Annotated in this window: 5 protein-coding genes; all 5 read right to left on the bottom strand. The window is 66.2% G+C overall.

Translation table 11 applies throughout. The annotated features are described in order from the left end of the window. Positions 1-2: 2 nt before the first annotated feature. The 5 genes from ACGYLO_RS04820 to ACGYLO_RS04840 all read right to left on the bottom strand — a co-directional run bounded on the left by ACGYLO_RS04820 (position 3) and on the right by ACGYLO_RS04840 (position 14,372). Positions 3-704 carry a 4'-phosphopantetheinyl transferase gene (locus ACGYLO_RS04820; protein ID WP_271687837.1) on the bottom strand — a complete coding sequence of 234 codons (702 nt, stop codon included), beginning with the start codon at positions 702-704 and terminating at the stop codon, positions 3-5. Further along, positions 685-5,268, bottom strand: a complete 4,584-nt coding sequence (locus ACGYLO_RS04825) for a MupA/Atu3671 family FMN-dependent luciferase-like monooxygenase (protein WP_271687838.1) — start codon at positions 5,266-5,268, stop codon at positions 685-687. The genes ACGYLO_RS04820 and ACGYLO_RS04825 overlap by 20 nt, the downstream gene beginning before the upstream one ends. Continuing rightward, complete coding sequence (locus ACGYLO_RS04830; protein WP_271687839.1) at positions 5,268-6,275, bottom strand: glycosyltransferase family 2 protein; 1,008 nt, start codon at positions 6,273-6,275, stop codon at positions 5,268-5,270. Before ACGYLO_RS04830 ends, ACGYLO_RS04825 begins: the two co-directional genes overlap by 1 nt. Further along, positions 6,275-12,709, bottom strand: a complete 6,435-nt coding sequence (locus ACGYLO_RS04835; protein ID WP_394376363.1) for a type I polyketide synthase — start codon at positions 12,707-12,709, stop codon at positions 6,275-6,277. Before ACGYLO_RS04835 ends, ACGYLO_RS04830 begins: the two co-directional genes overlap by 1 nt. A gap of 169 nt (positions 12,710-12,878) precedes the next feature. After that, on the bottom strand, positions 12,879-14,372 hold the full coding sequence (locus tag ACGYLO_RS04840; RefSeq protein WP_271687841.1) for a hypothetical protein: 1,494 nt from the start codon (positions 14,370-14,372) through the stop codon (positions 12,879-12,881). Positions 14,373-14,491 lie beyond the last annotated feature (119 nt).

Genomic DNA, 14,491 nt, shown 5'->3' on the forward strand with positions numbered 1-14,491 from the left:
GATCAAGCTCCTTTGCGATCAATCTGCCCAATCGCCACCCCGCTGACAAGGTGGCCCGCCACCGACGCGATCCGCCCCGGCAGCTTATCGCCGCGGCTAAAGCCCTCTGTGTCTTGGGTAAATCGCGCGTCGAAGGTGGTATTACCGCCAGATAGGGTGACCTCAAGCCGATCAAAGCCAAAAAGCGCCTTGGTCGCTGGGTACTGCGCCTTATAGGCCGCCTCCTTGGCGCAAAAGATGCGTTTCGCAGCCGCTAGGTCCGCGCCGCCGAGGCGGGTGATTTCCGCCGGAAGGCAGATTTCGGTGAGCAGGTCTGCGGGCAGTGGGCTGTCGTCTTCGATGTCGACGCCGAGGGTCTCCACCTCTGCCCTGCGCGCCAGAACCGCGATGCACCAGTCGTCACAGTGGCTGATTGAGCCGGTCAGGGCGGGTGGCCAAATCGGCGCGCGGTCGGCGCTGGCCAGCACCGGCGCGGGCGGATGGCCAAGCGCCTGCATCGCCTCCCGCGCGGCGTGGCGTCCGGCGGTAAACTCGGCGACCCGTTTTGGCTGTGCCCGTGCGATGAGGGCGGCTTCGCCCGCCAGCAAGGGCGGATAGGCTCTGCCGGGGCGGGTCACAGCGACGGCGACCGGCAGATCGAAAATAGCCTGAACAGCCGCCCTGATCTCGCCCTCCGTCGTCACCTCACCCCCGCCCGCGGCCACGCGCGGCCCGCATGAGGCGACGTTTCGACATGGTCTCGGACCGTGCGGGCGTCTCGGCGGCGGAGGGTGCCTTGGCCGGTGCGGCGGTCTTGCCCCCCAGCCCGTCGATATGTGCCGCCAGTCCGGCAAGGGTAGGGAAACGGAAGATATCGGTGATCGACAGCGCGCTGACGTCCAAAGCCGCCTTGATGTCGCGATGCGCCTGTACCGCCAGCAGCGAGTGGCCGCCGAGGGCAAAGAAGTTATCCTCGCCGCGAATGTCCCCTAGCCCCAAAAGCGCGCTCCAGACCTGCGCGATCGCCGCTTGGCTGCCGCCCGCGGGCGTCTCGGCCTGCGGCGCGGCAGGGGTCGGCGCGCTTTGTCGGATCGGGGCGGGCAGCGCCTTGCGGTCGATTTTCTTGTTCGGCGTCAGCGGCATGGCAGAGAGGGTGACGATGGCCTGCGGCACCATGATATCGGGCAGATGCGCGGCCAATTGCCGCCGCGCGGCGTCGCTATCAACCGTCTTTTCCGCGACCACATAGCCGATCAACTGCGCGCCACCCTGCCCGGCATCCTCGCGCAGCACCGCCACGGCTTGGCGCACGCCCGGCAATTCGGCGAGACGCGCCTCAACCTCGCCCAGCTCAATCCGATGGCCGCGTATCTTGACCTGCGCATCGGCGCGGCCCTCGAAATGCAGCACGCCCTCGGCGTCCATCCGCACCAGATCGCCCGTGCCGTAAAGGTGGCCCCTGCCGGTGAAAGGATCGTCGATGAAACGCGCCGCTGTCATCTCGGCCCGTTGCCAATAGCCCTGCGTGACGCCATCGCCCCCGATCCAAAGCTCCCCCGAAGCACCGATGGGCAGCGGCTGCCGCGCGGGGTCGAGGATATGAACCTGCGTATTGGCAATTGGCCTGCCGATGGGCGCGGTGGTGGCCTCGGCACTGTCGAGCATATGGGTCGTGGACCAGATCGTCGTCTCGGTCGGGCCATACATGTTCTGGATCTGCGCCGAGGTCGCACCGCGCAGGGTGCGCAGCAGGGTGCCGGGCAGCGCCTCCCCCCCGATCATCAGCGATTTGATCCGCGCCAAAGCGCCGCGCGCCTCGTCGTTCATCACCATCATCTGCGCCATCGAAGGCGTGCATTGCAGATGGGTCACCCCGTGGCGGATGATCTGCGCGGCGATGGAGTGGTCATCCGCCGCCGGTTGCCCGCCCGCATTGGCGCGGTGCAACACCTCGGCCAAGGGGGCAAGCCCCGCCATCACCTTGTCGGTCGGAATGCCATAGTCGATCAGACAGGCGATCTCATCCACGCCGATCCGCTTGAGCTGCTCGGCTCGCGCCAGACCATCGGCCACGGTGCCGAACATGCCGCTGTCGTTGAAATAGCGCTGAAAGGCAAACTCAAGGATCGCATCCATTTCCTCGGGCGAGAGACCTTCGAGGTCGATCTCAAACGGGTTCGTCGTCCCCGCCGGTTTCTTGAAGGCCGGGAAGGCCCATGCGTATTGTTTGATCAACCCCGCCGCCGAGCGCAGGTAGTCCTTCATCGGCCCGCGCGCCGTCTCTTCGGCCTCGGCCCGGGTGGCGGCGAGATAGCTGTGCAGCATGACGGTAACCCGATGGCCCGCCGGATCATGGCCCGCCGCGCGCAGGGCGTCATGGTAAATCTTGATCTTCTCGGCAACCTCCTCCACCGACTGCCCCAGTAGGTGGGTCAGCACGTTCGCCCCGATCTCCCCCGCTTCCTTCCAAGTCTGCGGATTGCCCGCCGTGGTCACCCAGATCGGCAGTTTGTCAGAGACGGGGCGCGGCTGGGTCACCACCGCGTGGGGCATGCCATCGGCGCGGGGGAACTCTACCGGCTCCCCGGCCCAGAGCCTGCGCAGCTGGTCGATGGCGTCATACATCGCGGGCTTGTTTTCGGGCGGCGTGTTCTCGGGGCGCAGCACGAAATCGTCGGGCTGCCAGCCGCTGGCAATGGCGAGACCGACGCGCCCATTGGTCAGATTGTCGATCACCGCCCATTCCTCGGCAATCCGTGCGGGATGGTGCAGCGGCGCCACGCAAGACCCTGCCCGCACGTCGAGGTTCTGCGTCACCGCCGCCACCGCCGCGCCGGTGACGGAGGGGTTGGGGTAAGGGCCGCCAAAGGCATGAAAGTGCCGCTCGGGCGTCCAGACCGCGTTGAACCCGTGGGCGTCGGCGAATTTCGCCCCTTCAAGAAGCAGTTCGTATTTCTTGGGGCCGACACCATCGTCATTGCCCCAATAGAACAGGTTAAAGTCGATCCTGCGGTCGCTCGTGGCAATTGGGCCGTTCGACATGAGCGCCCGGCTGTCATCGCCCGCCAGCACCAGTTTGAACCCCCGCGCGAGGGTCCAAAACAGTTCCAACACCGAAATGTCGAAGCTGAGGCTTGTCACGGCAAGCCAGACCGCCCCCGCCTCATGGTCGATCCGGTCGTCCATCCCGGCAAAGAAATTCGCCACATTGCCATGGCTGACCATCACCCCCTTGGGCGTCCCGGTCGAGCCGGAGGTGTAGATCAGATAGGCGAGGTCATCCGGCCCGGCGCTGGCGGCGGGGTTCGCCCTCGGTGCCGTGGCAAGGCGCGGGTCGCGGTCGATCTCAACCACCTGCGCGCCATGCGCGGGCAGGCTGGCGGTGAGGGCCGATTGCGCGACCACAATAGATGCGCCGCTGTCTGAGAGGTAGTGCGCCAGACGGTCTGCCGGATAGGCCGGATCAAGCGGCACATAGGCGGCCCCGGCTTTCAAAATGCCAAGCGTGCCGACCAGCAGGTCTACGCCCCGTGCGACGCAAAGCGCCACCGGCATCCCCGGCCCCGCCCCCCTATCGCGCAGCAGATGCGCCAATTGGTTGGCGCGGGTGTTCAATGCGGCGTAGCTCAGCGTCTCACCTTCAAAGACCAGCGCGGGCGCGTCGGGGGTGCGCTCCACCTGCGCCTCGAAAGCGGCGTGGATGGTGTGGGGGTCATAGGCGCGCGTCGTCGCGTTGACGCGGGCCAAGGTCTGCGCCTCAGTCTCTGGGAGCGCCCAGACGGTGCCGCAGTCCGAGGCCTCGATGATCTTGGCAAAGGCCGCCTCAAGGCGTGCGGCGAGGAGGTCGACCGCGGCGTCGGACAGCCGCGCACCGTCGGCAAAAAGCCGCGCGCCCTGTGGTGTGAGGCAGAGGGTCAGCGCCGACCCCGCAAGCGGTTCATCGTCAAAGGAGATCGCGAACTCCGGAGTGGCAGCCACATCAATCGCCGGATCGCGCAGCGGCAGGTCGCGGGCGAAACCGACGGCATCTTTCGCGCGGGTAAGTTGCGGGTCCAACTGAGCCAGCAGTTCCGCCACCGGTGTCTCCGCCTCTGCCGAGATGGTGATCGGCAGCCAATCGGCGATGAGCAGCGCGGGCGCGCCTTTACGCCGCATGGCGATGCCGCCTTCGGTGGCCCCGGCGCTGCGCAGCGCGACGAGGGCGGCGGCGGCGACTTGGTGCAACGGGTCGCTTCCCTGCGGCAAGGTGATCTCCCGCGCCACCCATGCCTCCGGCGTTTCGGTTGCGGTGGCCAAGGGGACCGGCAGCGCGTCGAAGCTGGTCAGAGCGCGCCGCCAATATACCTCATCAGCCGGAGCGGGAACCGGGCCTGCCGTCTGGGGCAACATATCCCCGGGGGCGAAAAACTGCGCAGGTGCAACGCTTTCGCCCGCCATATCGCGCAGGTCATGGAGGGCGATATGCCCGTCCTGCGCCGCCACGATCACCCGCGCCTCGTCGACCTCGACAACCTCGCCGGGCGTGCCGCCCTGCCCCGCCGCGCGTTCCACGCGGGACACGGCCAGCACCGCGCCATCCGCGCCTAGGATTTTCGCCGTGGTCAGCGGGTTCCAATAGCTTCCGAAATCAAGGCCGCGGGCCAGCGCACCGATCTCCTCCGCCGTTTTGGTAAAATCGATCAGCCCGCCGTTCTCGGGCCGTTTGTCCTTCGCGAAATAGCTGCGCTGGCTCAGGTCTTGGGCGGTGCCTTGCAGGCTGCCGCTTTCCAACTGGGCCAGAACCTCGCCAAAGCTTTCCATCCCGGCGGCGTAGCATTTGGAGTTGAGGCTAAAGGCCGTCTCATCGGCTGCGATATCAACCTTGCGCTGCGCCAGTAGGTCGCCGGTATCGACGCCGGTCTCGATCAGATGCCAACTGACCCCATGCCGCGCCTCGCCATTGATGATTGCCCAAGCGGGTGTGTTGAGCCCGGCATAGCGCGGCAGCGGACCATCGTGAAAGTTGACCGCCCCGCGTTTGGGCAGCGCCAGAACCGTGTCGGGGATCAGCCGCAGGTTGGCGATGCTTAACAGCCAGTCGGCGGACAGCCCCATCGGCAAGAGTTCCTCGGCATCGCGGCAAAGCGCCAGCCCCTGCCCCTCGGCCCAAGCGCGCACCGCGTCGTCGCGGGTGATCACGGCAGCGATCCGGTGCCCGCCCGCCAGCAGCATGTCGCCGCAGGCGATGGTCAGGGATTCGTCGCCCATCAGGAAGGCGGTGAACGGGTCTGTCTTGAAGCTGACGGTCATCAACGGTCCTCCGTGGCGGGGCTACGGCTTGGGTCTTGAACGGCGGGGGCCGCGCGCCGCGCGGTGCGCGCATGGGCCGCAAGGTCGCGATAGAAACCCGGCGCGTCTTCCGGGCGGCGCCCGGTGAGCAGGCAGCGCAGATGGTGCAACCCGCCCCCGGCAAGCCGGGCGAGCGTGGCCAGTGCCGCATAGGCGCGGCCATGGTTCTTGGCGAAATAGCGGTGGCGGCTGTCGAACCAATAGCGCGGCATGCGCCGCCATTCCTTCATCCCGGTGGAGACCGAGCCGACATGCACGCAGCGCGCCTGCGGGACATACCAGCAGTCCCAACCCGCCCGCGCGGCCCGAAGGCAAAGGTCGGTTTCTTCGTAATAGAGGAAATAGGCTTCGTCGAAGAGGCCGATCTCGGCCAGCATGTCCCACCGCATCATGACGCTGGCACCGGCCACCCAATCGACCTGCGCCGCCTTTTCAGGCAGGGGCGGCGCCACGACCGAGGCAGAGAGCAGCCGCGTCAGCGGGCCAAAGCGCGCAGCGGCCTCCAACTCTCCGGCGGCTGAGGGGAAACGAAAGGCAGTCGCATGAGGCACATCATCCTCCCCGCGCACATGGCTTCCGGCCAATCCGGCGCGGGGGTGGTTTTGCAGGTGGTCCAAGAGCGCCCCGATACAGCCGCGATCGAGGAAGGCATCCGAGTTCACCACATGCACGAAATCCGGCGCGGACCCGTCCGACATTCCCGCCCGCATGGCCAAGTTGTTGCCCGCGCCAAAGCCGCCGTTGCGGGGCGATGCGATCAGCCGCACCCGGTTGCCCGCGCCCCAGCCCCGCGCGGCGATCTCCTGCGCCAGTAGCGCGGCAGAGCCATCGCCGCTGTCATTGTCGACGATCACCAATTCGGCACCCGCATCGGGCATATCGGCCAATGCGGCCTCAGCCGCGCGCAGGGTCATCTCTGCGGTGCGGTAATTGAGGATGACGACCAGAAGGCGGGGCGGTTTTTGCATCATTCCGCCGCCGTGGCTTGGGTGTGGTCTTGGCCTGCGCCTTCGGGCAGGGCTGCCACAATCACCTCGGCCAGTTCTTGGGCCAGCACGGTCACATTCGGGGCCAGCACCATGCTGACGTGATCGCCCGGCACTTCGATCACCTGCAAGCGCGGCGCGTATTGCCGCCACTGGTTGTCCTCATAGACATATTCCTTTTCCGCCGTGACATACTGCCCGTCAGAGACCGCCCAATGCCGATCCAGCGGCGGGCGGAACAGGGTCATCGGCCCGTCCCACTGCGGGGTTTCATACCGTCCCACCGCGCGGAGGAACGCCGCCTGAATGCGCAGGCTGTTAAAGGAAACCCCCTCGCCCTCGCCGCTCGTCTCTTGCGGCGCCCGGCGCCGCTCACGCTCCCACGCCCAGCGGTTGCGCGCCCATTCCAGCAGATAGACCGGGCCTTTGCGCCGCAGTTCGGCCAGCTTGATATGCGCCTTGTCGATCTTGCTGAGCGACGGGCGTACGGGCAACGGCGTGTCGAGCATCGCAAGAACGGCCACCTCCTGCCCCGCGGCTTTCAACTGCTGCGCCATCTCATAGGCCGTGATCCCGCCGCCGGAGTATCCGGCCAGCAAATAAGGCCCTTGGGGCTGCAAGGCGCGGATTTCGGCGATGTAATCCGCCGCGGCGGCTTGCACCTCTTCATGGGGGGCCGCGTCCCCGATCAGCCCACGGGCCTGCACCCCATAGACCGGGCGCTCATTGCTAAACGGCAAGGCAAGGTGGCGCAGGTTCAGCACATTGCCGAACATCCCTGCGACCACGAACAGCGGCGTCGCGTTCTGCGAGGACTGGTTGAGCGGCACCAGGTAGTCAAAGCGCTGTTGCGAGCCCGCCGCGTCTGTCTCGACCGCCTCCGCCTGCGCCAGATCCCCGCGTTCCGCCGCGATCAGGGCTGCGCATTTGGCGATGGTCGGCGCTTCGAAAAGGACGGAGATCGGGAACTCCACCTTGAACTCACGTTTGACCGCCGCGAAGAGGCGCACCGCGATCAGGGAATGGCCGCCGAGGTCAAAGAAACTGTCCTCGACCCCCACGGGGCTGACACCCAAAAGGTTCGACCAAATCTCGGCCAATCTCTCTTCGATCCCATTGCGCGGGGCCACGAAGGAGCCGTCGAGATCGGGCCGCTCAAAGCTCTGCCCTTGGGCGGCGGCATCGGTCAGCGGCGCATCGGCCTGCGCGATCAGCCCTTGCAAGGGCAGCGGAGAGACCATGACCTGCGGTGCCTCCAGCGCCAGCGCGCGGCGCAGCGCCTCTGGCCCCTCCTGCGCGCGGATGCCTTGGCGCACCAGACGGGCCAGACGCTCTTCGGCGGGGCTGAGGCTCTCGCTGTTGTCGGCATCCTCAAAGATCACTTCGCGGGCGTCGGGCGGGGGCACATCGGCAAAGGCCCCTTCGAGCCGCTTCATCGCGAAATCGCGAACCTCGACCAGAACCATGCCCTGCGGATCGGTGATCGTCACGTCGAAACGGGCCAAACCCTCGGCCCCCGTGCCCTCGGCCAGCCGGACATGCGAGCGGACTTCGGCAGGCAGCGGGGCGTGGAGCGTGATCTCCCCATAGGACAGCGGCACCCAAAGGTGGCGCGCGGCATAGCTGGGGATCAGCGCCATGGCCCAGCCGGTGGCGATATCCATCAGACCGGGGTGCATCAGGTAGCCATCGGTCAGATCACCCTGTGCTGCCTCGGGCAGGTGCAACGTGGCGATGCCCTCACCCTGCCCGAGGGCGGTGCATTGCAGCACATGCCAGCGCGGGCCGAACTTCAAATGCGCTTCTTGAACCGCGGGCAGATGGCGCCCGGGGGCGGCCTCGGCCACATCCTCGCAACGGGCGGCGATGGCCGCGAGGTCAAGCGATTCGGCACTGTCGCCCGCCCGAGACAGCCGCGCTTGGACATGCAACTGCCACGCAGGCTTGCCGTTGACCACGCAAGCGCTGTGCAACTCGGCGGCGAAACCTTTGCCCTCCGGGGTCAGGGTGATCTTGATCCTGCGCCGCGCCCCATCGGCCAGCGGCAGGGGGCGCAGGAAATAGAGGTCTTGCAGGGTGAAGCCGCCTAGCCCTTGGGCCGCCGCCGCTTCGGCCAAAAGCTCGATATAGCCCGTGCCGGGCATGATCGCGCGGCCATCCAAGGTGCGGTGTTGGTCAAGCAGCCAATGCGAGGCTGCAACCTCGGTCGTGAATTCGGGCGCGCCGCTCTCGCCCGACCCGGCGGTTTCCAGCAGCGCCGCCTTGATCGGGCGGGCCGGCAGCGCCACGGCACCGCCGCCGCCAAGGCTTTCTGCCGCCATGCCGACATCGGCCCAAACGCCCCAGTTCACCGCCACCACGCGGGTCTGCGCCGCGCGCCGCGATTGGGCAAAGGCGTTGAGCCAGGCATTGGCCGCCACATAATCCACCTGCCCCGCCGCGCGGGTCGCGGTGGAGGTCGAGGAAAAGAGCACCATGAGGTCGAGCGTGCCATCGGGCAGCAGTTGATCCAAGACCCGCAGCCCCTGCACCTTGGGCGCAAGCACCGCGTCGATATTCGCATCCGTTTTGGCCAAAAGCGGCGCGTCATCCAGCACCCCCGCGGCATGGATCACCCCCGTCAGCCCGCCGTGGCGCGCGGCCAGGTCGTCGATCACCCGGCGCATCTGCGCAAGGTTGGCGACATCCGCGCGGGCCACTTCGACCGCGCCGCCCGATTGCGCCGCCTTGGCCTCAAGCCGCAGGACAGCCCGCAGGCGGCGCGCTGTGGCATCAGCCGGGCCGTGGCTGGCAAGGTAGCTTTCCCATTCATGGCGCATCGGGAGGGCCGCGCGGCTCAGCAGGATCACGCGGGTGCCGGGCGTGTCAAGAATATCCGCCGCGAGGGTCATGCCGATGCCCCCGAAACCGCCGGTGATGAGGTAGCTTCCCTGTGACTTCCAGCCCGGCAGATCAGCCTCGGGCAGCGCGGCGGCGCGGTAGCCCAACTCATAGCGGCGGCCAGCACGATGGGCGACTTGGGGGTTGGCGGGGGTCGCCAAAAGCTCTTCGATTAGGTCCGAGGGGTCAATCACCGGCGCGGGCGTCACCGGCTTCGCGAACCACCCGGAAAGCGCGACAGGGGCGGCCTCGGGCAGGTCAATCTGCGCCGCCGTCAGCCCCGGCACCTCGCGCGCCATGACCCCGACGGGGCCGGAAATGAGCGTTTTTTCGGGGTAGGCCAGCCCCTCCTCTGCCACCTGCGCGGCACCGGTTGTGAAGACGCTGAGGTGCATCGGCGCGGGGTTCTCGGCCTCGGCCAAGGACTGGGCGAGCCACGTCAGGCTCCAGAACCCCTGTTCGACGTTGCGGTCAAACCGGCTGGAGCCGGGGCGCGGGGCGGCCTGATCATCGGTCAGCCAGAAATGCGCGATCCGGTCGGGCCTCCGCCCATCGGCCTCAAGCGCTGCGATCAACTGGTCATAGCCTGACCGCCCCTGTTCGGCGGCAAGCGTGAAATGATCGGCGCTGACGCGGTCAAAGGCATCCCCCGCCGTGACCTCTGCCACCCGGTGCCCTTCGGCCCGCAACCGTGCCGCCGCCTCGGCCCCCAGCCCCGCCGTATCGGCAAAGACAAGCCAGTTCAGCGGGCCGGACAGGTCCAAATCCCGTTCGGCATAGCGCGGTTGCCAATGCGGCAGCGCGCCCCAGTCGCCGATATCCTCCAGCCGTTGCAGCGGTTGCTCGGCAGGGCGCGCCGCCGCCTCACCCGGCGCGATGAAATAGCGCGCGCGTTGGAATTGATAGGTCGGCAGCACCACGCGGTTGCGCCGTGCCTCGCCCCAAATCTGCGCCCAATCAGCCTCGACCCCGCAGGCCCAGAGCCGCCCGATCACCCCGAGGAAATAGGCATCATCCGCGATCTCTTGCTCGGGGTGGCGCAGCGAAGACATCACCTGCCCCGGGGCCACATCCGCGTGCATCTGCGCCAAGGCGGAAAGCGCCTTGCCCGGCCCGACCTCAAGGAAAACCCGCGGCGCATCGCGGCTCAAAGTGTTGATGCAATTCGCGAAATTCACCGTGTGACGGAGCTGTTCGACCCAATAATCGGGGTCCGTCGCCATCTGCGCCGTGATCACCTCGCCGCTGCGGTTCGACAGGAAGGGCATCTGCGGCGCGCGCAGGTCAAGCGTGGCGAGGAAGGCGCGGTATCGGTCAAGGATCGGGTCCAACATCCGCGAGTGCGCGGCGATGTCGATGGCGATGCGCTGATGGTCAAGACCGGCGGCGTCGAGCCGCTCTTGCAGCGCCTTTAGCGCGTCTTCGGGGCCGGAAACGGCGATCAGTTCCGGGCCGTTCACGCTGGCGATATCAAGGGCCTCGCCCAGAAGCGGCGTGATCCGGTCCAGCGGCGCGGCAATGCTGATCATCCCGCCCGACGGCACCTCGTCAAACAACTGCCCGCGCAGCAGCACAAGGTCGATACAGTCCTCAAAGCGCATCACCCCGGTAAGGCAGGCGGCGACATTCTCGCCCATGGAATGCCCGACCATTGCGGCGGGTTTCACGCCCCAAGACAGCCAAAGCTGCGCCAGCGCATATTCAACGATCATGATCAGCGGCAGTTGCACCGAGGGGCGTTTCAGCTTGGCCTCGGCTGCTGCGCGGCCCTCAGCCTCCGGCAGCCAGATCGCGCGAATGTCGTAGTCGAGTTGCGGGGCCAGATGGTCCAGCCCCCGGTCCATCCATTCGGCAAAGACCGGCTCGGTCTCGTAAAGATCGCGGGCCATATCGGCATATTGCGCGCCGCCGCCGGGGAACATGAAAACGACTTCGGGATCAGGGCCGAGGTGGTCATGGGTAAAGACACGGCGGCTGTCGCCCGCCTCCAGCAGGGCCGCGGCTTCCTCATGGCTTTCGGCCACCAAGACGCGGCGTTTGTCAAAACCGCGACGGCCCTCTTTCAGGGTGAAAGCCACATCGGCCAAAGGCTGTTCGGGATGGGCGCGCAGATGTGCCGCGAGCGCGGCGCTATTGGCGTCCAAGGCCGCTTTGCTGCGCCCCGAAAGGCAGAGCACATGGAAAGGGAAATCGCTGTCTTCCGAGGCCGCGCGGGCCGGTGCCTCTTCCAAGATCATATGCGCATTGGTGCCGCCCACGCCAAGCGCATTGACGGCAGCGCGGCGCGGGGTGTTTTGCCCGGGCCAGTCATAGAGCCGGTCATTGACGCGGAAGGGCGAGCCCTCAAAAGGGATCGCCGGGTTCGGCGCTTCATAGCCTAGCGAGGGCGGGATCTGCTGGTGGTGCAGCGACAGCGCCGCCTTGGCCAGCCCCGCCACCCCCGCCGCGGTGTCGAGATGGCCGATGTTGGTCTTGACCGATCCGATGCGGCAGAAATCTTCGGCCTGCGTCTCGGCGCGGTAGGCTTGGGTCAGCGCGGCCACCTCGATCGGGTCGCCCAGATAGGTGCCGGTGCCGTGGCATTCGACCATGCCGATGCTCTGCGCCGCCACGCCCGCATCATCGAGCGCGCGGGCAATGGCGGCGGTCTGCCCGTCCACCGAAGGTGCCAGATAGCCCGCCTTTGCCGCCCCGTCGTTGTTCACCGCCGAGCCTTTGATGACCGCCCAGATGTGGTCACCATCGGCGATGGCATCCTCCAACCGTCTGAGCGCCACGGCGCCCGCGCCGGAGCCAAAGACGGTGCCCTGCGCGCGGTGGTCGAAAGCGTGGCATTCGCCGTCGGGCGAAAGGATCTCGTTTTCCTTGAATTCATAGCCGCGCCCCTGCGGCAGTTCGATCGTCACCCCGCCTGCGAGCGCCATGTCGATCTCACCCGCGCGCAGCGCTTGGGCCGCGTAGTGGATCGCCACCAGCGAGGTCGAACAGGCGGTTTGCAGGTTGATCGACGGACCTTTGAGGTCAAGCACATGGCTCACCCGGGTCGAGAGGAAATCCTTGTCGTTCCCGGTATGGCGCAGCAGGAACATGCCCACATCGTCGACGAGGTCTGGGTTCGAGCAGATGTTGAAATAAAAATAGCTCCCCATGCCGCAGCCGGCATAGACGCCCACCGGGCCGGAGAGGCTTTCGGGCATATGCCCCGCCTGTTCCATCGCCTCCCAAGCGATCTCAAGAAACTTGCGGTGCTGCGGGTCGAGGATGGCGGCGTCTTTTGGCGAAAAGCCAAAGAACTCCGCATCGAACATGTCATAGCCGGGCATATCGGCGGTGACGGGCACATAGTTTGGCCGGGCCATCCGCTCGGCGCTCTCTCCGGCGGCGCGCAGCTCTGCCGCCTCGCGGTGCTTGAGCGCGCTCACCCCGTCGCGCAGGTTCGCCCAATAGGCGTCTATCCCTTCGGCGCCCGGCACCGTCACCGACATGCCGACGATCGCGATGTCACCGCGCGAAAGAGTGTTGTCCGTGCTATTCATTGCGACACATGTCCCACCGCCCGCTTGGCCAGAGTGCGGCACCCTTGAGGTTCAATTTAAGCTTCGGGTGAAGCATACAACAGGCAAATCTGGCGAAAATGAGCCGATAACGTGCCCTAGGGTCACTTTCGGCCCAAATCACTTCACAGCGCCGTGAATGGGACGCGGTTTAGAAAACCGTCCGCTTTGCGTTCAACGCGGGGGCGTCGATCCTGTTCCGCCCCTTGCGCGCCGCCGCCAACCCTTCGGCATGGCCAAGGATCGCCCCAGCCGTGAGCCAAGTAAGCGGCGTCAGCGTGGCATTAAGCAACATGTCCATCATGGTAATGCCAAGGATCAAAAGCAGCGGTGCGAGCCATGGGGATAGGCCCGCATCGCCCATCCGGTAGAGGTGCAGCCCCACGAGGATGATCGGCAGCGCCAGAAGGCCCATCTCGCATAGGTAGCCCAGCCAGCCGAAAGTGCCGAAAACGATGATCCAGCGGCCATCGGGGATCGACAGGATATTGCCGTTCGTCGCATCGCGGATCAGGTTGCGCCCCCATCCGCCCCAGCCGAACCACGGTTTCTCGGCGGCCCGTGCCAACAGTTGCTCTTCGTTCATAAAGCGGTAGCCAAGCGATTGCGCCCGGTCCGCGCTGATCGCCTCGGCCTGTGCAAGGATCGCATCGAGCGGCACCAGACCGGCATTGCGCAGCATCGGATAGATCACCGCCACGATGGCAAAGACCACCGCCAGACGGATCTGCCACCGCGCCGGGGTCAGCAGCACCATCGGCACCAAAAGCAGCGCATAGGCCAGCGAGGCAAGGCTTTTGCACAGCAGCAGAACCACGGCGAGATAGGCCGCCAGCAAGAGCATCTTCCAGCGGTCGATCACCGGGGTCTGCCGCGCCAGCGCCACCGCCGACAGCAGCGCGATACACATAAACAGCGCCAGCCACAGCGCATGGGGCAGAAACACGATGGGGCGAAAGCCCCCATTGCGCATCATCTGTTCAAAGGAGTGCTGGAAGAACCCGTAGATCCATGTGTTGAGCTGCGGTGAAAAACGGATCTCGAACAGCGAAGGCACGGAGTAGATCACCCCGCCTACCATGAAGGCCAAGAGCAATTCCCGCAGCCCCTTTTCATCCGCAAGGAACTGCCGCGCCAGCAGGAAGGGCACCAGCATCAGCACCTGCCCGATCAACACCGACCCGATGTCCCGGATCGAAAGCCCCGGCAGCGTGTCGACGGGGAAAAGGATCGGCTCAAAGCCGCGGATCGACTGAAACAGGATCGGATCGCCATTGGTCAGCACCGTGGGCACCGCCGAAAAGACCAGCCCCAGCACCAAAAGCCCCGCCACACGGGAGGCGGGCCAAAGCTGCAATTTCTCCTGCCTGCCCAGCCAGATGATCAGCAAAACGCTCAGGTTCGGGATCGACACTTTGTCGAGCCCCGGCACCAGCGGCAGGTTGAACTCCGCCAGCGGGGGCAGGAACAGATAGCCGCCGAGGATCGACCAGATCAGCGCCCGCTGGAGCGGCAGGTTGCGAAACAGGGCCAGACAGACGAAGGGCCAGATCAGCAACATCAGATAGGCGACGGGATTTGGCATGACGTCCTTCGCGAAAGCCGCGTCGGGGCGCGGCAGGATGGGGCCGGGCGAAAATACCATCTGGCCCCAGCCCTGTCATCCCGCTAGTTTTGCCGCAGGTTCACTTTGGTGCGGGCGTGGCTGACAGATGGCACATGAAATCAATGGAATAGATCGCGCAGTTTATGCTCATTCGCCTG

It is taken from the genome of Sulfitobacter sp. 1A13353, from assembly GCF_043557255.1.
GTDB classification, from domain to species: domain Bacteria; phylum Pseudomonadota; class Alphaproteobacteria; order Rhodobacterales; family Rhodobacteraceae; genus Sulfitobacter; species Sulfitobacter faviae.

What these genes read in the sequence shown, in the direction of transcription:
- ACGYLO_RS04825 (WP_271687838.1), bottom strand. Translation starts at nt 5,268, where the DNA reads ATGACCGTCAGCTTCAAGACAGACCCGTTCACCGCCTTCCTGATGGGC.
- ACGYLO_RS04830 (WP_271687839.1), bottom strand. Translation starts at nt 6,275, where the DNA reads ATGCAAAAACCGCCCCGCCTTCTGGTCGTCATCCTCAATTACCGCACC.
- ACGYLO_RS04835 (WP_394376363.1), bottom strand. Translation starts at nt 12,709, where the DNA reads ATGAATAGCACGGACAACACTCTTTCGCGCGGTGACATCGCGATCGTC.
- ACGYLO_RS04840 (WP_271687841.1), bottom strand. Translation starts at nt 14,372, where the DNA reads ATGGTATTTTCGCCCGGCCCCATCCTGCCGCGCCCCGACGCGGCTTTC.